The following is a 22,534-nucleotide window of genomic DNA, read 5'->3' as shown; positions in this document are numbered from 1 at the left end:
AATATATGAATAAAAAAAGTTTTACTTCTGAAATTAAACAAGAAATTGTTACCAGAGTTAAAAAAACAAAAGAAATTGAAAAATTTATGCATGGATTTATTTATGCTAACGGTGAATTTTTCAAGGAAAATATTCAATTAAAAATTCAAGATCAAAAAATTTTTGAAAATATAATTAAATTTTTAAAAAAATTAAATGTTAGTTTTGAAGTTAAAGGTAAAAAACGCAAACTAATTACTTTGAAAAATAGTTTAAACTTAAATTTAAGTGAAATTAATTTTAAACTTTATGAATCAAATTTATTATCAACTTTTTTTGCTGGTTTTTTTTATGGAGGCGGTAATATTTCAAATATCAAATCGCATTCATATTATTTAGAATTAAATTCACAATATTTTCATTTTTTAGAACAAATTCAAAATTTTTTTCTTTTATATGATCTAAATTTTAAATATAAAAAACAAAAAAATAAACATACTATTTATTTACGTGCAATTGATGCATTAACAGAATTTTTAAGTGCCATTCAAGCCCCCAAGGCTTATTTTAAATTTTATGATCTAAAAATTGATCGAGACATGCACAATACTATTAACAGAATTAATAATTTAGATTATGCTAATTTAAACAAAATAGCAAAAAGTTCAATTAATTATGTTAAGTTAATTAATTATTTGTATAAATGAAATTTAGAAGATAATTTTAGTTCAAATGAATTAGTTTTTTATCGTATTCGATTAGAAAATTTAGGATTATCTTTAAATGAAATTTCAAATATTCTTCAAAATGAACACAATATATTTGTAACTAAGTCTGGATTAAATCATTGAAATATTAAATTAAAAAAAGTAGTAGCAAAACATTTGTTATCTAAAAAATCCAAATAATAAAAACACCATAATGAATTTTAAATTTTACATTATGGTGTTTTTGTTTGTATTCGCAAACTTAAATGCAATATTACTTATATCCAAAACGAGCTAATTCTTTATCATCATCATTTCATTTATTTGCAATTTTGACTTTTAATTTTAAGTTAACTTTATTGTTGAAATGAATCATCATTTTATGTCTTGCATTTTGACCAATTTGTTTTATTTTTGAAGCACCTTTACCAATTACCATTCCTTTTTGAGAATTTTTTTTCACATAAATAATTGCTTCAATTTCAAACAAATTATCATTTTCAACAAAATCTATTACTTCTACAGCAATTGAATGAGGCAATTCATCATAAAGTAAGTTTATAGCACTTTCACGAATTATTTCTTTTGCTAAAAAACGCATTGATTTGTCAGTTACAAAATCTGGATCATATTGCAATTCACCTGGATATGTATACTTTTTTAAAAGCTTAATTAGTGAATAAATTGAATTTAAATTATTAATATCAGTTGAAATAATATGTTGAAAATTAAATTCTTTTAAATGATTCATTTTTTCAATTAAAAGCTCAGGATTTTTTTGAATTTTGTCAATTTTAGTTATTACAGCAATTTTATTTTCATGTTTTATAATTTTTTCTAAAATCATTTTATCTCCTGTGCTAATTTTTTCATCAGCTGGTGATAAAAATAAAATTACATCAATATTTTTAAGTGAACTATATGCGCTTTTATTTAAAAAATCTCCTAGTTTATTTAGTGGTTTATGAATTCCGGGGGTATCAGTGAAAATAATTTGTGTTTCTTCATCAGTGTAAATACCAGTAATTTGTTCTCTTGTAGTTTGTGCAACATTAGTAACAATAGCAACATTGTATCCTACAATAGCATTTAACAAACTACTTTTACCAACATTTGGTCGACCTATAATTGAAGCAAAACAAATATTCATTACTTTATATCACTTTCTAAAATACTAAATGGAACTAATTCTTTAACTGTATTAATTCTAACTTTTGTTCCATCATTTGAATATTGATAAATTTTTCCATCTTGTGGCATAAATTCTGTTATTACTTGACGACATCCAGCACATGGGCTAATAATATCCTTTTTTTTGCTAATTACATGAATTTCTTTGAATTTTCCAACAATTCCCCCATATGCAACTGAACCAAAAAGAGCTGCTCTTTCAGCGCATGTTCCAGATGGAAAAGCAGCATTTTCAACATTAACTCCATAAAATTCTTTTCCATTTGCATCAATTGCGCAAGCAGCTACCTGAAAGTTTGAATAAGGCGCATAAGCTTTTTCTAATAATTTTTTTAAGTATTTAATGTCCATTTTATTTTTCCAATCTTGTAATTTTCAGTGGTTTAAAAATCGCATCTACAATTGCATTCATTTCAATTCTTTCATCTTCTTTTTCATGATTATAACCATATAAATGAACTAAACCATGAGCAAATAAGTAGCAAAATTCACGTTTAATTGAATGATTAAATTCTTTAGCTTGTTCAATCATTTTTTCATAACAAATTACAAGTTCCCCTATTAACAAAAAAGGCATTTGTTTATACAATGCTTGATCATTTAATCCAAATGACAAAATATCAGTTACATAATCTTTTCCGCGGTAAATACTATTAAGTTGACGAATTTTTTTCTTTGAAACAATTTTAATATCAAGCAAAATAGTTTTTTTAATTTTAAAAAATTTAGCAAAATTATTGAGTATTTTATGCATTTCATTTTCAAAAGGTATTTGATGTTTTGTTTTATTTTCAATTGTAATTTTATTGACAATTTTGACCATTTTCAAATTATAAACTTATTTATTAAAAATATACTGGAAAATATATTTTATAAAGGTAGTTTTACCAAATATAATTGATCCTTGCACATAACTTAAATTACTGTTTTTAAGTTCATTTAATAATTCATTTGACTGAATTTGTATTTGTTCATCAATGTTTTTAATTAATATCTTATAACTTTGAAAATTTCCATTTATGCTTACATTAATTGTAATTTCATTTTGATTAATTTGTTTTCATTTTTCAATAGAAATATTTTGAACAAAAAGCTGATCATATTCTTTTTTAATAGTAATTTTTATGTAATCATTAATCTCAAAAGTTACTAGAACAAATCCAATTATTCCTAAAGAAACAAACAATAAAAAAATAATTAAAATTTCTATTTTAAATTTCCATCAAATTGTGTTCAAGATATACCTTTCTTGTATTATCAAAAATGTAACGATTGTTATGACTAATTTCAATTACAAGTTTTTTTGCTAAATATTCTTGCATAATATTTTTTATTTCCAAAAACAAATTTTCATTGAAATTATCAAATGCTTCATCAAATAAAAATAAATCATAATCACCAAAAATACAAATTAAAAAGGTTAATATTTGTTTTTGACCTGCTGAAAGATGAGAATATTTCCCATTAAAAAGTTTATTAATTTGATTTTTTAAATTAGGAGATATTTTATTTAAGAAATTATCAGTGAGATTATTTAAACTAAATAAAAAATTTGTTTGAATGTTTTCTAAATTTATATTTGGACCAACATAAATAATTTTTGATTTAATTTTTAAATTTTGAAAAATATTTATTTCAACATCATTTATTTTTATTGTCCCATATTGATTTTGCAAGTTTCCACTTAAAACACCACATAATGTTGTTTTACCACTTCCATTTTTTCCTAATAAATGAATATTTTGATCAATGATTAATTTTTGAATATTCAATTCTTTATTGTTTATGTTTGATGTATGTGAATATGAAACATATGAAAGTTCAATTTTATTTATTTTTGAATCAAGAAAAATATTATTTGTATTTTGTAAATTATCTCAATTTAAAAAATCAATCAAAATTTTAGAATTTTTATATTGATTATAAAAACTAATTAATGGTAGAAATTCTTTAATTGGTCTAATTAAAATGCTTGAACCAGTTAAAAAAAAGATTAAATCAATTATTTTCATGTTATTGTTTCAAATTTCAAAAGCACCAACAGTTAAAATAATAAAAGGACCTATTAGTTCAATTGAATTTATAAATATAAAATTAATTGAACTTGTATTTTTAGATTTTTGAGTTGCTTCATTAAAATTTTTAATACTTGTTTTTAATTGATCAAAAAGTTTTGAGGCAAATTCTGGATGAGAAAATTTTTGCAAATACTGATAGTATGTTTCAATTTGATTGTTCATTTCAATTGAACTATTTATTTCTTTTTGATAATTTACTTCATTTGTTTTTTTAAACAAAAATGAATTAGCAATTAAAATAAAACAATAAATTAACAAAACAATTGATAACAATAAATTAATTTTATAAAGCAAAAACAAACTTGCTAAAAAATAAATTATATTTATTGCAACATTAGCATAAAAAACAATTTGATACATAACAACTAAATCAAGAGCAAAAATTCTAACTAAAAATTCTTGCGAAGAAAGCTTTTGAATTTGTTTAAAATTAGTATATTTTAAATTTTTTAAAAAAATTATTTTTTTACTTGTTATTATCTCGCTTATATAATGATTAATTATTTTGTTTAATAAATGTTTTAAATTATTAAAAATTAAAACAGTTCATAATAATGTAATAGTAATAAAAATTATATAAATTGGCAAATGATTTGGAATAATTTCAGAAAGTACAAATTTATTGATAAAAGGAATTGAAATAAATATAAATAATTCTAAAATTAAAATTAAAAAATATAAAGTTCTACAAATAAAAAATTTATTTAATTTAAGTGGTTTAACTTGATCATTCTCTTGTTTTTTAAAGTCTAAATTTTTATTAATTTGTTTTTCAATAATTTTCAAATCACTTAAAATTTCAAATCCAATGACTATATTAAAAAAAATTTCTTTAAATTCTTTTAAACTAAGTTTAATTATTCCCTGAAATGGATCAATTATGATAATTGTGTTATTTTTAATTTTTTTAATAACTATCATGTGTTGAACATTATTTTGATTAATAATTGTTGCCAGTGGAAATTCACTTGAATTAAGTTTCATTAATTCTTCAATATTACAATTGTATACATTTATTTTTAAATTATAATTGTTTGCAATTCTATCAAGTTCAGATAAATTTATTCCATTTTCAAGATAAGTAGTTTCTAATTTTAATTTATTAATATCGGTATTTTTATTTAATTTATTTTTAATAAAATATTGCAATACTATAAGTGAAAAATCTTTTGAATCAATTTGTTTTAGCATATAATTTAGTTATTAAAAAAATGTTCAAAATTTTTGAAAAAAAATAAAAAACCTTTTTGTTTATGTTTTTAAGGAGATATCATGAAAAAAATAGTTGCTTTAGCAAGTGATCATGCTGGTTTTAAACTTAAGGAAAGTTTAAAAAAATATGTTGAAACAAAAGGTTATGAAATAGTTGATTTGGGACCATACACTGATTTAAATCCTGAAAGTTATGCAAAACAAGGAAAAAAATTAGCTGAATATATTCTAGCTAATCAACCTGATTTTTCAATTGGAGTATGTGGAACTGGGCTTGGAATTTCATATGCATTAAATCGTCACAAACATATTCGAGCAGCTAGAGTAACATCACTTGAAGATGGTCATCTTGCAAAACAACATAACAACGCAAATGTGATTGTTTTTGGAGGACGCCAAATTGAAGAATCTAAGGCTAAAGAAATTTTAGATGAATATATTAATACAAAATATGAAGGTGGAAGACATCAGAAAAGAATTGATGAACTTGATGAATAAAATTTTAATATATATATATATATAACGATTAATTTTTATTAAATTAATATTTTTTATAAGTGATATAATTTATCAAAGTTTAAGTAAAAATAATACATTTTAAGAATATTATAAAAATAAGGAAACTATGAAGAAAAATTTTAAATTATTATTTTCAGTACTAGCAGCCACTGTAACAATGTCAGGTATTGCAACTGCTTGTACACAGAAAAATGAAGTAATTAATCCAACTCCAATTCAAAAACCTGAAACTAAGGAAATAAATAAAGATGAAAATCAAGAAAATTTAGCAAGAGAAGCAACAGTTGTTTCTAGAATGTTAAAACAAACAGTTGAAAATTTATCACTGGTTTTATCAGTAGAAGGAAAAGATAAAAAAGCAGAAGATGCAAACTATAAAGATGTTTTTGTTGTATTACCTCCAAAATTTTTACAATTTTATAATTTAGCTGAAAAGAATATTAGTTTGGTTTCAAAAAATGAATATTCAGCCATTTTTGAAATAAAAGTATCAACTAAATTATCTACAGGAACTACAATTACAGAGTCTAAAATTCAAGAAGTATTTGGATATAAGAATTTAGAGAAAATTGAATTTGTAAATAACATGATGAATCAAGCAAAAGAAATTGATAAACAAATAGAAGAATTAAAAAAACTTTTAACTGATGTTACAGACGAAGCTGAACTTGAAAAGATTTTAAGTGAATTAGATGAAATTTTAAAATTAATTAATGAGTTAAAGAAATTAGAAAAGCAATTTATTTAAAAAAACAATAAAATTAAATAATTAATTAAAACATCAAATTTTTGATGTTTTTTTATATAAAAAAAAACATCAATATTAAAAATTGATGTTTAATTATTTTGATTTTTAAATCAATTGATCAAAAATATCTTCTCCTGTTTCAAGTACTATTTCTGCACCAAAATTTTTTGCAACAATATTTCCTAAGGTACCTAAACCATTTAAGTTTTGAAGTTTTTTAGGTTCTTTAAATATTTTTGAATAAATAGTAGCTGGCAAAAATTCACGAGTGTGATTAAATCCTGGATAGAGTGGATCATTACCATGATCACTTGTAACAATTAATAAATCAGTTTCTTTAAGTGAATTAATTAATTTGGTCAATTTTATATCAAATTTAGCTATATTTTTAGCATATCCATGAACATTTCTTCTATGTCCAAAATGAGAATCAAATTGAACTAAATTTGTAAAAATAAATTTATTACTACTATCTTCTAAAGCAAGTTCAATTGTCTTATCCATTCCAATTTCATCACTTCCACTTGGTATGTGTTGTGTTATTCCTTGACCAGCAAAAATATCATTTATTTTTCCAATCGAGATAACATCTACTCCTTTTTCTTGAAGTTTATTTAAAATAAGTTTAGGAGGTTTATTTGCATAATCATGACGATTAAAGGTTCTAGTGTAGTTACCTTCTTCTCCAATATATGGCCTTGCAATAATGCGTCCAACATTTCATTCAGGGCGTGAAGAACAAATTTCTCTTGCTGCTTTTGCATATCTATAAAGATTATCAAGTCCAGTTCATTCCTCGTGAGCGCAAATTTGTAATACTGAATCCATTGAAGTGTAAACAATAATTGAACCATCTTTTTTTTCTAAATGAGCTAATTCATTAATAATTTCAGTACCACTACTTGATTTATTTCCAATTATTTTTCTTCCATCAAAAGCTTTTTCAAGTTCATCAATTAATTCTTGAGGGAAACCATTTTCAAAGAAAGTTGGAAAGGGAACTAGTGTTTTAATTCCCATCATTTCTCAGTGTCCAGCTAAAGTGTCTTTTGCATTTGAAATTTCTTGCACTTTAGCAACATAAGCAAGAGGTTTGCTAACATGATAATTTCCTTGCATTTCAGTTATATTTCCAATTCCAAGCTTTTTTCAAGTATTAATTTTGAATTCTTCAGACATTGAAGCAGAACGAATTGTGTTAGCTCCTATATCACCAAATGCTTTTTGATCACGATCTGTTCCAATTCCTAAACCATCAGTTATAATCATAAAAACTCTATTAAATTTATGCATATATCTCCTTAATAATGCCATTATGTATTAATTTTAAATCTTTTTTATTTAATTTTAAAATTAATTAAAAAAATAAATGTTAAAAAATATGGTAAAACTGAAAACTTTGCAGTTTTAAAAATAAAAAAGTTAAAATTATTATGCTAGGAATAATCCTAGCAATATTCAATAAAAATTTTTTATTTATCTTTTATAAAATTTTACTCTAGCTGTATTACTTTAATATAATTTTAATATATTACTAATATAAATCTATTTTGTTAATTCTATATTTATAATCATTTTTCTATTTCTTTTTTTCTTTGTGATTTATTATTTTTAATTTACTAACTTCTTCTTTTTATACATTTATTTTAAAAATTTAATAACTAAATGCAATTAATCAATCAATTAATTTGTTTTAAAACTTATGTAACTATATTTTAATAAAATAGAAAATACCTTTTTAATTTTGAAAAAACATTTTTCATTTAAATATCTTTTATAATGAAATTTAATATGTAGTTTTTAACTTCATTTTATTATTAAATCCCTCTGTTTTACAAAAACATGGGGGATTTTTAAATTTTGGTAAATAAATAAGCATTTTTAAAAAATGCATTTAACTGTTTTTGAATTGTAATGTTAAAATAAAAATCTTTGTTTATATATTGAGACCAATAAGATGTTCATTCATTTATTTTTTTAAAATGAAAAAAGTATTTTTAAAATCAAAAATTTATTTAAATTTAGCTGCGCATAGATTTTACTGTAAAAATTTTTTGTTGTATTTTTAATTAATTTAAAAAATTCAATAAAATTATTGATTTTAAAAAACATTTTAATTAAAAAATGATATTCAGTTAAAAAAATATTTTTAACACTTTTTTGTTTATGTTTTTTTTATTTAATTTTTATGCAATCAAGCTTTTTATTTATTTTTAAAAACAAAAAAATAACTTATTATAATTTTGCATTTTCATAGTGCTGCACTTTAACTTTTAACTTAAAACGTTTTAATTTAGTTATTTTTATTTTATTACTTTTATTCGAGTATTAACATCATTTTTTTCAATTGATTTTGCTGGAATTTCAATTCCTCCAAAAGGCATTTGAGCTATATAAGATCAATTTGAAGAAATTTTATATTTGCTAATAATCATTTGATCAATTTCAGGAAAATTATAATGTTGTAAATTTGCACCAATATTTTTTTCAATAAAATAATTTCAAATATTAGCTTGCAAAAAAGCACTGTCCTGAATAGCAAATTGATAAATTTGTTCATAAACTATTGAAGTTTTTTGAGAAATATTTTGCAAAATATTTTTATCAATAAAAAATAGAATTGTACCTTTTGCTTTCAAAAATCCAGAAAATTTTTTATTATTTATTTTATCAGGAATTAAGTTTTTAACTTGATTTCAAAAATGTATTGATTTATCATTTAAAAGAACAATTATTTTTGTGCTTTGACCATGAAAAGAAGTTGGAGATTCTTTTAAAATAGTTTTCAAATCTTCTATTAGTTTTTGTTCAGAAATTGAAATATCATTATTTAAATCAAAATTTGAACGTCTTTTTTTAATAATATCTAGAAACATAATTAAATTTTATCCAATATTTGTTTTTGTTCATTTAAAATTTTATTTATTAAAATAACCGCAATTGCTTCAGGACCAGTATGAATTGAAATCACTGATGGGCATTGCAAAACAAGAGCTTCTTTATTGTAGGTATTTTTAATGTATTCTTTATAATAGTTAATTTCAGGATTATTTGAAGTTAATAAAACAAAATCATAATTATTTCAATCATTTACAAGATTGGCTTTGGCATCAATTGCACTAATAACTGTTTTTGAAAAAACTCTTCCTTTCCCTTCTTTTTGTAATTTACCATGCTCAAATTTAATCATAGGAATAATTTTAAATAACTTAGCCAATGCTGCAGCACTTGGAGTTAATCTGCCACCTTTAACTAAAAAATCATTATATTTAGGCATTAAAGTCACACTTAATGAATCATCTCATGTTTCAATTTTTTCAATTGCTTTTTCAAAAGAAATTCCTTGTTCAATAAATTTTAAAAATTCAATTATTTTTAAAATAATTAATTGAGCAACATATAATGATTTAATTACATAAACATTTTTAAATTCATTTGCAAATTGAATTAAATTTTGATTTTGCCCTGAAAGATACTTGGAAATAGGAAAAACAACAACTTTTTCATATTCCTTTGATAATTTTTCCATCAATTCTAAAGCATGACCAATAATAGTTGAACTTGTTTTAATTTTTTTAGAATCTTTTGAGAATTTTTCAAAAATATTATTACTATTAATTTCAATTCCATCTAAATAATTTATTCCATCAATTTCAATATTCAATGGCAAAAAATATCAACCTAATTTATTTGCTTGCTCTTTTGTTAAACCGCAGGATGAATCTACTATAATTGCTATTTTTTTCATTCTCCAATTATATCTATTAAAATTTTTTTAGTAAAATAATAGTATGATTTTATTACATAAATTAAGTGGCCAATTTTCAAATTGTAGTATTTTAACTTTAAATTCAAAAGTTAAAGTTACAAAACAAATTGAAATTGATGAGTTAGTCTTTTTTGTAGATAATGAAAATAGAGTTCATTCAATAAATATTTTTGATGAAAGAGTTTTAAATTTTTCAAAAAATAAACCTTTCCAGTCAATTTCAGGAATATTAGAAAAAAAACTTATTGATAATTTTTCAAAAAAATATTCACAATTTAAATTTGAAAGTTCAAAAAAATTTGTATATGGAGAAATTCTATCTAGAAACATTCACCCAAAAAGTGATAAGTTGTTTGTTTTGGAAATTGATATCAAAAGTAAAAAAATACAAATTGTTACAAATACTTTGGATTCGCAGGTGGGTAAAACTGTTGTTTTGGGACTTGAAGGTTCAATTACAGCATCAGGAATGAATATTTTAAATGGAAAAATACTTGATATAGATAGTCATGGAATGCTTATAAGTTATCAAACTTTAGGATTTGCTAAAAAAGGTCTTATTTTTGGAGAAAAAATACAAGTTGGAAAGGATTTTGAATTTTAAAAATGAACATTATTGAAGAACTAAAACAAAGAGGTATTTTTAAACAAATTTCAAATTATCAAAAATTTTTAAATTTACCTTCAAATTCAGGTGTTTATGTTGGATTTGATCCAACTGCAGAAAGTTTGCATTTAGGTAATTACATTCAAATTGTTAACTTAATTAGGTTTCAGAAATATGGATTTAAAACATATGCTATTTTAGGTGGAGCAACAGGAATGATTGGAGATCCTTCATTTAAAGAAAATGAAAGACAATTACTTGATGAAAAAACGATTTTGATTAATAAAAACAAAATCAAGAAACAACTTGAAAAATTTAATTTAACTGTAATTGACAATTTTGACTTTTATCAGAATATGACAGTAATTGATTTTTTACGTCATGTTGGAAAATTGGTTAATATTTCTACAATGCTTAGCAAAGATTCAGTTAGTGCACGAATTGAAAAAGGATTAAGTTTTACAGAATTTGCATATCAATTAATTCAAGGATGAGATTTTGCTACTTTGTATAAAAATTATAATGTTTGTATTCAATATGGTGGTTCAGATCAATGGGGTAATATAATAACTGGTCTTGATATGATTGCGCAAATCCATGGTTCAAATCATAACGCCATTGCTCTTACTGCAAATCTTTTAACAGATTCAAATGGGGTTAAATTTGGCAAATCAACTGGAGGTGGGAACAACTGAATTGATTCAGAAAAAACAAAACCATATCTTCTGTATCAATTTTTAGTAACTCAACCAGATTCTGAAGTTGAAAAACTACTAAAATGATTGACATTTTTAACTATTGAAGAAATAGACAAACTTATTAAAAATCATTTTCAAAATTCAAAATTAAAATTAGCTCAAAAAAAATTGGCTTTTGAAGTTATTAAAGATATTCATTCATATAATGAAGCTAAAAAAAGTGAAATTATTAGTGATTTATTATTTAACAAAGATATTGATTTTAAAAGAATTAGTATTGAGGATGTGAAATCAATTAAGTATGATTTACCTCTGATTAAAGTAAAAATGCAAAGTAATTTAGTTGAAAAATTAATTAATTTTAAATTAATTCAATCAAAAAGAGAAGCACGAGAGTTTATTGCAAATAAATCTTTAAAAATTAATGGGATTCCAATTGAAGAAAATTTTTTAATGCAATCAAATTTATATGAAAACAAATTTGCCTTTTTAAATATAGGAAAAAAGAAATTTTATTTAATTGAAATTAATTAATATTTTTTTTATTTAAAAATTGTTTTTTTTAAAAAAATATATGTGTATAATAACATTACTAAACAGTAATATAGTTTGAAAGGAAAAAAATATGAAAAAAATTAAAATATTACTAACAACATTTTTATCTTCAGCGCCTATGATTTTGATTGCTGCAGGTTGCACAACTACACCTGTAACTGATAAGCCAACAGATTCTGAGCAAAAATTTGATAAAAAACTTAAATTAATTGATTTAAATAAATTATCAAATGAAAAATTTTCTGAGAGAAAGAAAGCAGAAGTAAACAATTTAATTGAACTTGCTAAAAAAACAAATAATATGAATCAAAAGTACTTTAAATTAAGTAAAGAAGGTTTTGTTAATCAGGATGAAAAATTAGTTAAGGCAATGAATATTATTTTAAAAAATAATGATTCAATTGTTAATGTTGTAAATGAAATTTTAAACAAAATAAATACTGATAAAAATCAAAAAAGCACAGCAGAAAAAAACAAAGAAAAATTAGCAGAAATTGATAAAACATTTAAAGTTATTTTATTTGATAAACTTGAAGATGTCATTGCAGACATTGATGATGTTGTCAAAGAAATTGAATCACAAAATCGTGAAAAGTTGGAACAAAGTACCTTAAATATTTTAGAATATGTAAGAGCATTTTTAAATTCAGAAAGTTCTATTAATGGGACACAATCAAATGTATTTTTAGATCAAGCAATTAATTCATTATATAAAAATGTAAATGATATTTATTTTGATGAAGAAAATAATGAAGATCAAAAAGAAGAATCACTTGATGAAATTTTAGAAGAAGATTTAAATCCTGAATCTGATGATCACAAAACTAATGAAGAATCTCACAATCATTCACATTCACTTGGAAATTTAATTTATAGTGCATATCAATCAATGAAATTATTAAATGAAAAAGTGAATATAGAAGAACTTATTAATAAATTGAAAAATATTGATGAAACATTAGATTCTGAACATAAAATAACATCTGAAATATCTAAACTAAAAAAATTATTAGATGATTTTAAAAATATTTTTTCAGATGAAATTGTTACAAGTGAAAAAGAAATTTTTAAAACTTTAGAAAATGAAGTATTAAAAATAAAACAAAAAGCTGAAGAAATAGCTAATAATAATACAGCAATAAGTATTAAAAAAACAAGTCATGATCATAATCACAACCATGATCATAACCATGATCATAAAAACTAAAAAGCATATTAAAAATATATGTGAAAAATGTAAATTTTTACTAAAATAATCCTTAAATTTAACTAATAAATCTTAATTAAAATTCTCTTTTATGTTTTTTAATAAAGAGAATTTTTATTTTATGTATAAAATAAATTGATAATTTATTTTTCTCTACTAAAAAACATTGACTCTCTAAAAATATTTTTTTTCAAATTTTTATGTTAAAATTTTAATGCTATTTCTAACGGACAGGTTCTAGTTGAAAGGCTAGACTATGGTGGTTTTAGCGCTAAAACTTATAATGTGCAAATTTATATTGTGTAGATATAAAATTGTATCTTAACTTTAATATAATGTATATTTTGTTAAAAATAGAATAGAAAGGATTTTAAAATATGGCAAAATTAGATTTTGATCGTAGTAAAGAACATGTTAATGTTGGAACAATCGGACACGTTGATCATGGTAAAACTACTTTAACTGCAGCTATTGCAACTGTTTTATCTAAAAAAGGTCTTTCAGAAGCTCGTGATTACGCTTCTATTGATAATGCTCCAGAAGAAAGGGCACGTGGAATAACAATTAACACAGCTCATATTGAATATCAAACAGAAAAGCGTCACTATGCACACGTAGACTGTCCAGGACATGCTGATTATGTTAAAAATATGATCACAGGAGCAGCACAAATGGATGGAGCTATTCTAGTAGTTGCTGCAACTGATGGACCTATGCCTCAAACTCGTGAACACATTCTTTTATCTAAACAAGTTGGTGTGCCACGTATGGTTGTTTTCTTAAACAAATGTGACATGCTTGAAGGTGATGAAGAAATGATTGAACTTGTTGAAATGGAAATTCGTGGACTTCTTTCAGAGTATGGATTTGATGGAGACAATGCACCTATTATTCGTGGTTCTGCTCTTAAAGCTCTTCAAGGTGATGCAAAATACGAAGACAAAATTATGGAACTTATGGATGCAGTTGATACATACATTGAAACCCCTGTTAAAGAATTTGAAAAACCATTCTTGATGGCTGTTGAAGATGTATTTACAATTACAGGTCGTGGAACTGTTGCAACAGGTCGTGTTGAACGTGGGAAATTAACACTTAATGAAGAAGTTGAAATTGTTGGTCTCAAACCTACTAAAAAAACAGTTGTTACTGGAATTGAAATGTTCCGTAAAAATCTTAAAGAAGCTATGGCAGGAGATAATGCAGGTCTTTTACTTCGTGGAGTAAACCGTGAAGAAGTAGAACGTGGGCAAGTTCTTGCAAAACCAGGTTCAATTGTTCCTCACACTGAATTTGAAGCAGCTATTTATGTTCTTAAAAAAGAGGAAGGTGGGCGTCACACACCATTCTTTAAAAATTACAAACCTCAATTTTATTTCCGTACAACTGATGTTACTGGAGGAGTTGAATTTGAAGCTTCACGTGAAATGGTTATGCCTGGAGAAAATGTTAATTTAAAAGTTAAACTTATTTCTCCTATTGCTGTTGAAGAGGGAACAAAATTTTCAATTCGTGAAGGTGGACGTACAGTTGGAGCTGGTTCAGTAACCAAAATTATTAAGTAATTTATATAAATTAAATTTATTAAAAGAACTCAAAATGAGTTCTTTTTTATTTGGGAAAAATTTCAGTTTTAAGCAAAAAAAATTTTCAATATTTTAAAAAGTTTAAAATTTATATGTTTAAATGTTATTGTTTTGCACATTAAAATTATCCATTTTTAAAAAAGGTTTTAAAAATGTAATTTTTATTAGAAAACATAAAATTTTTCTTCACTAAAAAAATGCAATGAATTTATTATAGAAAAAACAAAAATAATTTTTGAAAAACAACAGAAAAATTAATTGAACAAAAAACAAAATTTAAAAATATTTATGCAATTAATTTTACCTCACTACCAAATTTAATGCACTTAGATACTTGACTTACCATGCTAGATGTAGATAAATTTTTTTATTCACCGAATATGTTAGATGTTTTGAAAATTTGATTTAAGTGAAAATAAAATAAGAAAAAAGTAATTAATTTAAATTTTGAGCAGTTGCTTGAAAAAATAATTGGTAAAAATTAATTTTAATTCCTGTTTTAGGAAAAATGTCAACTATATTGATATTAATGTAGTAACTAATTTTGATGCAACTAATTATTTAGTGATTCAACTAAGAATTGTGGCTGGTTATGATCATAACAAAAAAACTGAAAAGACTCTTCAAAAGCAACGATTACATATTAATAATTTACCATTGGAGGGAAAAAACATTGTCATCATGTTTCAAAAAGATTCAACTAAAAACGCTGTGTTTGTGAAGTGCAGCAATTGATTTAAGAGCTTCATGCACATATATTGGACCTGCTAGATCAAACTTTAACAAGAAAGAATCAATTAAAGATACTGCTATGATACTTAATGAATTTTATGAAGCAATTGAATTTAGATGATTTTTCCAATCAGATGTTGATGCTATTTTTAAATACTCAGGAGTGCCAGTTTGAAATGATCTAACTGATGTTGAACTGAAACTCAAATGTTTGCAAATTATATTACTACAAAAGAATTTAAAGGTGATTTAAAATACAAAAAATCGCTTTTGCAGGAGATATCAAAAATAATATTGCTGGTTCGTTAATGATTAAAGCAGCTTTTTGGGATGAATATTGAAAAATCAACATGATATTGTTAAAATGTACCAAAACATAAAACCATTTTTCAGGCTGTGTAAAAACTTTTTAAAGACAATGGTGATTCAGTTTCATCTTCTGATAATAAACCTAAAGCAGCAAAAAATATAGATGTTTTTTACACTGTTTTCTAACATTTTATAATGATCATACCAAGTTTTTAAAATCTATTAAAGAAAAATTTATTTTAAAATATCCAGTTATATAGTTACTGAAGTTATGGAAGTAATTGATAAAGTTTTCAATCAAAATATAACAAATCAATTCAACAGGCTGGTAATCATGCACATTTTTAACTACTATAGGATATTAATTATGAGCCATATTTTTATTGTTTTAGGGGCAATTCATTAGATAATACCCCTGAAGAGCAAAAAGAATTAATAAAAATATCATCTCAAAAAATAGCAAAACTTGTTAAAGAAGGTAATCAAATAATTATTGGTCATGGCAATGGACCACAAGTTGGAATGATTTTTAATGGCTTTGTTTTTGCCATACAATAAATGAAAAATCTTTACTTATTCCATTAACTGGAGTTGGAGCAATGATTTAAGGTTATATTGATTATTATATGATTAATACCATTACAAATGCATTCAAGCAAAAAAATGAATCCAAACAGTATAATCATTGAAGATTCAGGTAGAGAATTTCGAAAGTTAGTTTCTTCTCTAAAACCAACTAATTTTGTTGGAATAAAACAGATAATTAAATTAATAAAAAAATAATGCTACTGTTATTGTTGGAGGTTGTAGTGGAATTCCTACAGTTACTGATAAATATGGTATGATTTATGGGGTTGATGGGGTTATTGATAAAGATTTTGCTTTAGCAAAATGACCATTTTAACTAAAGCAGATTATTTTGTAATATTAGCTGCTGTTGATAATGTAATGATCAATTACAAGCAACCAAATTAACAAGTTTTAAAACATATTAATGTAAAAAATAAAACAATACATTAATGAAAATCAGTTTGCTTCTTGGAATATGCTGCCAAAAGTGCAAGAGGCCATACATTTTCTTGAAGAAGGTGGAAAAGATGCATTTATTGGTAATCTTAAAGATTTACAAGGAATTATTATTGAATAAGCTGGAAAAAATTATTTTAAATTAAAATTAAAGAAAGATTTTTATGAATAAAGAAAAATTAGAACAGAAAGGATTATTTCAAAATAGCAAACCTGTTAAAAAAATTGGATTTATTTCAATTATTTTAATTGTAATTGGTTCAAGCATTGGTGCTGGTATTTTTTTCAAGTCACAAACAGTTTTAGAAAATTCTGGAAATAATCTTATTTTGGCCATTATGAGTTGAATTATTGCAGCAATTGCTGTGATTGCTCTTGCTCTTGCTTTGATTGAAATTTCAAGTGGAAGAAATGATAATTTAGGTATTATCGGTTGAAATCAAACATTTACTAATAAATATATCTATAAAATGTGTAAAAATTTTATGATATTTATTTATTTACCTCTTACATATTTTTTCATGCCACTTTATGTTATTTTATCTTTACAAGATGGTTTAGCTGGTTTTGGAATTACCAATCATTTTGGAACAAATCATGATTGGTTTATTTGAACTGCTATTAGTTTAGTCATTTCTGCATGATTTATTTTCATTCCAGGAGTGTTTACAAAAATTGGTAATGCTCATAATATTGTTATTTTAGCTGTTAAGTTTATTCCTTTAATTGCAGCTGGTATTTTAGGTTTTGTGGTTTTAGGTGCAACCAGAAAAGCGCAAAATATTGATATAAACAATACCACTTGATTTGCAAAAGCTTCACTTGAACAAGGAATTACTTTTTTTAAAATTAGTCCTTTAATTGGTATCTTTGGATCATTGGCAGCAATTTTCTTTGCATTTGATGGTTTTTATGTTACTGCTGGAATTCAAACTGAAATGAAAGAACCAAAGAAACTTCCTGTAGCGCTTGTTATTGGCATTGGAGTTATAACTTTAATTTATCTAATTATTGCAATATCAATGTCAATTGGAACTAAAGGAGGGGATTTTTTTGGTTTTAGTGATTGACTTAATGAAAATAAATTAAGTTGATTATTTGGAATAATTAATATTTGTATTGCCATTGGTGTTTTAGGTATTATTAATGGATTTTCAATGTGAGCACCAAGGTTTATTGAAGATTTAATTAAAGCTAATGAATTTTGAGTACCTGAAAAATACAAAAATAAATTAAATAATTCACGGCCAATTGTTGGTTCAGTAATTGTTGGATTTATTTCAATTGGATTTGTATTAGTTCTTACAGTAATTGGAGCACTTGGTTATATCCCAAGTTCTTATGTAGGAGATTATGAAGTAGAAGGCTCATTTTCAATGAGTAAACTTTATTCTTTTGCTGATTTAATGGCTAATTGAATTTCAGTGATTACTTTTTTATTTATATCAACAGCAATTTTAGGTGGATTATTTAATCGAAAAACAAAGAAGGTAAAAATAACAAAAAGCAAGTTTTTTGTTCCTTCAGCAATTATTTCGGTGGTTATTGTATTTTTATCAATGTTTTTTTCATTTATTCAACCATTTGTTGATTTAGGAATTAGCGTTTCGGCTATAGCAACAGAATCTTTTTCACAGGAAAAAATAAACAATTCTATTATTGGAAATTCTATGCTAATTTTAGTGCTTTTTTTATTTTTAGCAATCATTATTATCCCAAGTGTAGTTTCAATTTATAAAGATAAGAATCAAACATTAATTACAAATCACAAAAATGGTATTAAATAGTTTTTAATATAATTTAAAATGTAATATTTTAATATTGTTTACATTTTAAATTTAAAGTAAAAATTTATTAAAATAATCTAGTAAAAGGAATAATTTTATGACCGTTACATTAAATAAAATTATTAAAGAGGAATTGGAAAAAATTTTTGTTTTATTACAAAAAGAAAATTTAGTTGATTTAAAAATTCAATTTAAAAATTTAAACTTTAATATTACTGAACCAGCCCAAAATAATGAAATGTTAAAAAAATATGAATATGCAACTAACTTTGCTTTTATTTTAAAAAAATATTCATCTAGATCTATTTTAGAGTTAGCCCAATTTATTGTTGATAAACTCAATAAAGTTCAATTAAACTCACAAAAATTATTCAAAGACATTCATATCGCTATGCCTGGATTTATTAATATGTCTTTTAATGATGTAGCATTTAAATTTGTACTTCAAAATGTTTTGCAAACCGCACACGGATATGGAGCAAAACAAACAAATCATTTAGATAATATTAAACCAATTAATGTTGAATATGTATCAGCAAATCCAACAGGTTTTTTACATGTTGGTCATGCTCGAGGAGCTGCTATTGGTGATTCTTTAGTTAGAATTATGCGTTATTTTGGACATAAAGTAACAGCTGAATATTATATAAATGATGCAGGAAATCAAATTGATGTGTTAGTTGTTTCAACAAGAGTTCGTTATAATGAATTATTTAACATACAAATGCCAATGCCTGAAGATTGTTATCGTGGACATGATATTATTTGACTGGCAAAAAAAATCAAAAATCAGTATCAAGATAAATTTTTAAATAATTTTGATGAAAATTACTGAGAATTTCGTAGTATTTGTGTAAATATGTTACTTGAAAAAATTAAGAGTGATTTAAAAAATTTAGATATTGAATTTGATTTATTTAGCTCAGAGTTAGCAATTTATAAAAGTGGTCAAATCGATAAAGCAATTGAACGTTTACATGAACATATTTATAAAAAAGATGGTGCCATATTTTTAAAAACAACTACCTTTGGAGATGATAAAGATCGAGTTTTAGTTAAAAGTGATGGTAATTTAACCTATTTTACTCCTGATATTGCTTATCATTTGCAAAAACTTAGTCAATCATCTAAGTTAATCAACATTTGAGGAGCTGATCATTCAGGATATATAGCAAGAATGTCAATTGCATTGCAAGCTTTAGGTTTTTCAGAAGACATTATGTATGTTTTAGTGGTCCAACTTGTGAGATTAATTAAAGATGGCAGTGAATTTAAGATGTCCAAAAGAGCTGGAACAAGTGTTACTTTAGATGATCTTTTAAGTGTTTCTTCAAAAGATGCAATCCGTTTTATGATGGTAACTCGTGATTCAAATACTAAATTTGATTTTGATATTGATCAAAGCAATTCTAACTCTCAAAACAATCCAGTATTTTCCGTGCAATATGCTCATTCTAGAGCATGTTCAATTTTAGCAAAAGCACAAAACTTAAATTTAAATTATAATTTTTCGTTTTCTGAATACCCCAAAATACGTAAATTAATTTTACAATTAGATTTATTTCCTGAATTAGTTAAAACTATCACACAAACTTATAAAGTTCAATTAATGACTTCATATTTAATTATACTTGCTAATTTGTATAATAGTTTTTATTCAGAACATAAAATTATTGGTTCAGAACATGAATCTTCATTGTTAACTTTAACTAAAGCAACACAAACAGTACTTCAAATAGGACTTAATTTAATTGGTGTTTCTGCTCCTGAAAAAATGTAATAGCATAATTTTAAAAACATCAAGAATTGTTCTTGATGTTTTATTTATCTTATCTTATTTTATTAAAAAACATCTTATTGTTTAAGATGTTTTTTAATTAGTTAAAATCTTTTTTAAAAAAAACAATGTTTAATTTTAAATATTAAATACTAGCTGTTTGTAGTAGTAGATTCTGGTGAAGGTTGAGAAGCATCACTATTTGGTGTTTCTGCAGTTTTTTGAATAGTGCTAGCATCTGCATCTTGAGAATCGCCAGCAGCAGGTTGTTCATTTTGAACACTTGCTTCATTAGTTGGTTCTGTGCTTGAAGTTTCAGGAGATTCATTTTTTTGCATCTGAGTACCATCATTTTGTTGATCAGAAGTTTGTGCATCAGTGGTAGGACCAGAACTTTCACCTGGAGTTTGAGAAACATCAGTTGTTGCACTTTGGTCAGTGTTATCTTGTGTATTTGTTGGACTAGCTGTTTCTTCACTTGAAGCTCCAGCAGGTTCTGCTGAAGGTTGAGAAGCCTCAGCGCTTGGTGTTGTTTCTACAGTTTTTTCAACAGCGTCAGTCTGTGTATCTTGAGAATTGTCAGCAGCAGGTTGTTTATTTTGAACACTTGTTTCACTCTCTGGACTATTATCAGTTTGTTCAGCTGTTGCAGAACCAGAACTTTCACCTGGAGCTTGAGAAGCATCAGTTGTTGCACTTTGGTCAGTGTTATCTTGTGTATTTGTTGGACTAGCTGTTTCTTCACTTGAAGCTCCAGTAGGTTCATTACTTTGCATCTGAGTATTATCAGTTTCAGAGGAAGAATTATTTTGAGGTTCTGAGTTTGAATTAGAGGTTACATCTGTTGAACTTGTAGAAGAAGTTTCTTTACCTTCTTCACTTGTTTGTTTTGTAACAGTATTTGTGTTTTCAGAATTTTGTTGCAATTCTTCTTTTTCTTCTTTTTGTTGTTTTATTTTTTCAGTTATTTCTTTAATTTTTTCTAATATATTTTGAATTATAGCTTTTAATTCTTCTGATGTTTTCTTGTTTTTGTTGGTAATTATGTATGAATTTAAATTAGGTTTAGTGTTAGGAATTGTTGTTGTTGATTCATTTTTTTCTGATTTTTCTTTTTCTTGTTTTTCATTATTTTCAATTTTTTCTTCTTTTGTTGTATTTATTTTTGAAGATTCAGTATCATTTTTTGCTAAACTAGAATCTGTATTATTATTATTATTATTTGTTGAAGAATTTATTGATTCATTGTTAGAATTTGGCAATTCATTTTTTGTATCTTGTGATTCAGGAGTTTTTTCTTCAGTTCTTGGATTTTCTGAAGTAGCATTCTGATTTGGTGTTTTATTTTGTTCAGTTTGTTGTGAACAAGCAGAAGAAATCGCTATCATAGGAGCCACACTAACAAGTAGAGTTGATAAAATCATTAATTTTTTGCGTTTCATTTTAATCTCTTTTCTTTTAAAATAGTAAAAATATAATAATTTCTTAGCTTTTAAAAAAGCATAAAAAATCAATAATATTATAAAATCTTTTTTTTTTTTTTTTACAAAAAAGTCTTCTTTTTAAAAATTTTCACATTTTTTTACCAAGCAAAATAATTATTTTTTTTTTAAAAAAAAAAAAAAAACATTTCATTTATTGAAATGTTTTTTAAATATTAAATTTTTAAGCTCTTACTTCTGCATTTGAGCTAGTAATATTAATACTTGTTGCACTAGCTTTTTCTGTTCCTTTTTTTAATGAAACAAATTGAAGAGTAAATTGTTTATCTTTTAAACTTTCAGGAATAGTGAAATCAAAATCAATTTGATATTTATATGTGTATTCAGTTGATTTTTCTGCAGTTGTGCCTGTTTTAGATTCAGTTGATAACATTTGTGTTTGATCATTTGAACCATCATTGTAAATTGCGTTAAATTCTAAAAATAGTTTTTCATTATTTGTTAAAGAGAATTCAGTATTTGAATGAGGAATCTCAAGTGAATAAGTTATCTTGGTGCTTGAACTTGAAATTTTAGAAAACACATATGGTGTCTCTGAAGTGGTT

At 24.2% G+C, this 22,534-nt stretch carries 22 protein-coding genes; 11 read left to right on the top strand and 11 right to left on the bottom strand.

Translation table 4 applies throughout. The annotated features are described in order from the left end of the window. Positions 1 to 5 precede the first annotated feature (5 nt). Complete coding sequence (whiA, locus tag U744_RS0100140; protein WP_156921594.1) at positions 6 to 887, top strand: DNA-binding protein WhiA; 882 nt, start codon at positions 6 to 8, stop codon at positions 885 to 887. Between the two features lie 73 nt (positions 888 to 960). Here the strand turns inward: whiA and era are convergent, their stop codons facing one another. The 5 genes from era to U744_RS0100115 are packed head-to-tail and all read right to left on the bottom strand — an operon-like array spanning position 961 to position 5,146. Next, positions 961 to 1,836 carry a GTPase Era gene (gene era, locus U744_RS0100135; RefSeq protein ID WP_025755103.1) on the bottom strand — a complete coding sequence of 292 codons (876 nt, stop codon included), beginning with the start codon at positions 1,834 to 1,836 and terminating at the stop codon, positions 961 to 963. After that, entirely contained in the window at positions 1,836 to 2,228 is a 393-nt protein-coding gene (cdd, locus tag U744_RS0100130) for a cytidine deaminase (protein ID WP_025755102.1), read from the bottom strand. The genes era and cdd overlap by 1 nt, the downstream gene beginning before the upstream one ends. Position 2,229: 1 nt before the next feature. Further along, a complete protein-coding gene (gene ybeY, locus U744_RS0100125; RefSeq protein WP_025755101.1) occupies positions 2,230 to 2,700 on the bottom strand; it encodes an rRNA maturation RNase YbeY in 471 nt (156 codons plus the stop codon). Positions 2,701 to 2,715: 15 nt separating this feature from the next. After that, positions 2,716 to 3,114 (bottom strand): MAG1140 family protein, encoded by a 399-nt coding sequence (locus U744_RS0100120; RefSeq protein WP_025755100.1) that lies wholly within the window; start codon positions 3,112 to 3,114, stop codon positions 2,716 to 2,718. Next, positions 3,089 to 5,146 carry an Mbov_0121 family peptidase domain-containing ABC transporter gene (locus tag U744_RS0100115; RefSeq protein WP_025755099.1) on the bottom strand — a complete coding sequence of 686 codons (2,058 nt, stop codon included), beginning with the start codon at positions 5,144 to 5,146 and terminating at the stop codon, positions 3,089 to 3,091. Before U744_RS0100115 ends, U744_RS0100120 begins: the two co-directional genes overlap by 26 nt. 81 nt (positions 5,147 to 5,227) lie before the next feature. On the opposite strand from U744_RS0100115, the gene U744_RS0100110 reads away from it, so the two are divergent. Both U744_RS0100110 and U744_RS0100105 read left to right on the top strand, forming a co-directional pair. Then, on the top strand, positions 5,228 to 5,665 hold the full coding sequence (locus U744_RS0100110) for an RpiB/LacA/LacB family sugar-phosphate isomerase (RefSeq protein WP_025755098.1): 438 nt from the start codon (positions 5,228 to 5,230) through the stop codon (positions 5,663 to 5,665). A 127-nt stretch (positions 5,666 to 5,792) separates the two neighbouring features. After that, on the top strand, positions 5,793 to 6,434 hold the full coding sequence (locus tag U744_RS0100105; RefSeq protein ID WP_025755097.1) for a hypothetical protein: 642 nt from the start codon (positions 5,793 to 5,795) through the stop codon (positions 6,432 to 6,434). 105 nt (positions 6,435 to 6,539) lie between these two features. Here the strand turns inward: U744_RS0100105 and U744_RS0100100 are convergent, their stop codons facing one another. The 3 genes from U744_RS0100100 to U744_RS0100080 form a co-directional block, all read right to left on the bottom strand. Further along, positions 6,540 to 7,727, bottom strand: a complete 1,188-nt coding sequence (locus U744_RS0100100; RefSeq protein ID WP_025755096.1) for a phosphopentomutase — start codon at positions 7,725 to 7,727, stop codon at positions 6,540 to 6,542. A gap of 1,010 nt (positions 7,728 to 8,737) precedes the next feature. Beyond that, positions 8,738 to 9,310, bottom strand: coding sequence for a nitroreductase family protein (locus U744_RS04790; protein WP_025755095.1), 573 nt, complete (start codon positions 9,308 to 9,310; stop codon positions 8,738 to 8,740). 2 nt (positions 9,311 to 9,312) lie between these two features. Continuing rightward, positions 9,313 to 10,182, bottom strand: a complete 870-nt coding sequence (locus U744_RS0100080; protein ID WP_025755094.1) for a DegV family protein — start codon at positions 10,180 to 10,182, stop codon at positions 9,313 to 9,315. A gap of 43 nt (positions 10,183 to 10,225) precedes the next feature. Between U744_RS0100080 and tapR the strand changes: the two genes are divergently transcribed. From tapR to U744_RS04465, 6 genes are all read left to right on the top strand, one after another. Beyond that, positions 10,226 to 10,807 (top strand): TyrS-associated PheT N-terminal domain-related protein TapR, encoded by a 582-nt coding sequence (tapR, locus tag U744_RS0100075; protein ID WP_025755093.1) that lies wholly within the window; start codon positions 10,226 to 10,228, stop codon positions 10,805 to 10,807. 2 nt (positions 10,808 to 10,809) lie between these two features. Continuing rightward, complete coding sequence (gene tyrS, locus U744_RS0100070; RefSeq protein WP_025755092.1) at positions 10,810 to 12,042, top strand: tyrosine--tRNA ligase; 1,233 nt, start codon at positions 10,810 to 10,812, stop codon at positions 12,040 to 12,042. Between the two features lie 91 nt (positions 12,043 to 12,133). Continuing rightward, positions 12,134 to 13,270: a hypothetical protein gene (locus tag U744_RS0100065; RefSeq protein ID WP_025755091.1), complete on the top strand. Its 1,137-nt coding sequence runs from the start codon at positions 12,134 to 12,136 to the stop codon at positions 13,268 to 13,270. Between the two features lie 377 nt (positions 13,271 to 13,647). Then, positions 13,648 to 14,835, top strand: a complete 1,188-nt coding sequence (gene tuf / locus U744_RS0100060; protein ID WP_025755090.1) for an elongation factor Tu — start codon at positions 13,648 to 13,650, stop codon at positions 14,833 to 14,835. Positions 14,836 to 15,053: 218 nt separating this feature from the next. After that, positions 15,054 to 15,275 carry an arginine deiminase family protein gene (locus U744_RS04890; RefSeq protein WP_025755089.1) on the top strand — a complete coding sequence of 74 codons (222 nt, stop codon included), beginning with the start codon at positions 15,054 to 15,056 and terminating at the stop codon, positions 15,273 to 15,275. A 254-nt stretch (positions 15,276 to 15,529) separates the two neighbouring features. Continuing rightward, positions 15,530 to 15,841 carry a Rossmann-fold NAD(P)-binding domain-containing protein gene (locus U744_RS04465; RefSeq protein WP_156921591.1) on the top strand — a complete coding sequence of 104 codons (312 nt, stop codon included), beginning with the start codon at positions 15,530 to 15,532 and terminating at the stop codon, positions 15,839 to 15,841. A gap of 436 nt (positions 15,842 to 16,277) precedes the next feature. On the opposite strand, the gene U744_RS04800 is transcribed toward U744_RS04465, so the two are convergent. Beyond that, positions 16,278 to 16,448: a hypothetical protein gene (locus tag U744_RS04800; protein WP_245578663.1), complete on the bottom strand. Its 171-nt coding sequence runs from the start codon at positions 16,446 to 16,448 to the stop codon at positions 16,278 to 16,280. Positions 16,449 to 17,087: 639 nt separating this feature from the next. Between U744_RS04800 and U744_RS0100025 the strand changes: the two genes are divergently transcribed. After that, a complete protein-coding gene (locus U744_RS0100025) occupies positions 17,088 to 18,710 on the top strand; it encodes an APC family permease (protein ID WP_025755087.1) in 1,623 nt (540 codons plus the stop codon). A 97-nt stretch (positions 18,711 to 18,807) separates the two neighbouring features. Then, the gene (gene argS / locus U744_RS0100020; protein WP_051449484.1) at positions 18,808 to 20,490 is read left to right on the top strand and encodes an arginine--tRNA ligase; all 1,683 of its coding nucleotides are present in this window, start codon (positions 18,808 to 18,810) and stop codon (positions 20,488 to 20,490) included. Positions 20,491 to 20,639: 149 nt separating this feature from the next. Here the strand turns inward: argS and U744_RS0100015 are convergent, their stop codons facing one another. Then, entirely contained in the window at positions 20,640 to 21,929 is a 1,290-nt protein-coding gene (locus U744_RS0100015) for a hypothetical protein (RefSeq protein WP_156921589.1), read from the bottom strand. A gap of 223 nt (positions 21,930 to 22,152) precedes the next feature. Continuing rightward, on the bottom strand, positions 22,153 to 22,534 hold a 382-nt coding region (locus U744_RS04670), incomplete at its 5' end, for a hypothetical protein (RefSeq protein ID WP_036431579.1).

The sequence above is a fragment of the Mycoplasmopsis cricetuli ATCC 35279 genome (genome assembly GCF_000526955.1).
GTDB classification, from domain to species: domain Bacteria; phylum Bacillota_I; class Bacilli_A; order Mycoplasmatales; family Metamycoplasmataceae; genus Mycoplasmopsis; species Mycoplasmopsis cricetuli.
The sequence above is the reverse complement of the archived record's forward strand: the minus strand, read 5'-3'. Positions and strand labels throughout refer to the sequence as shown.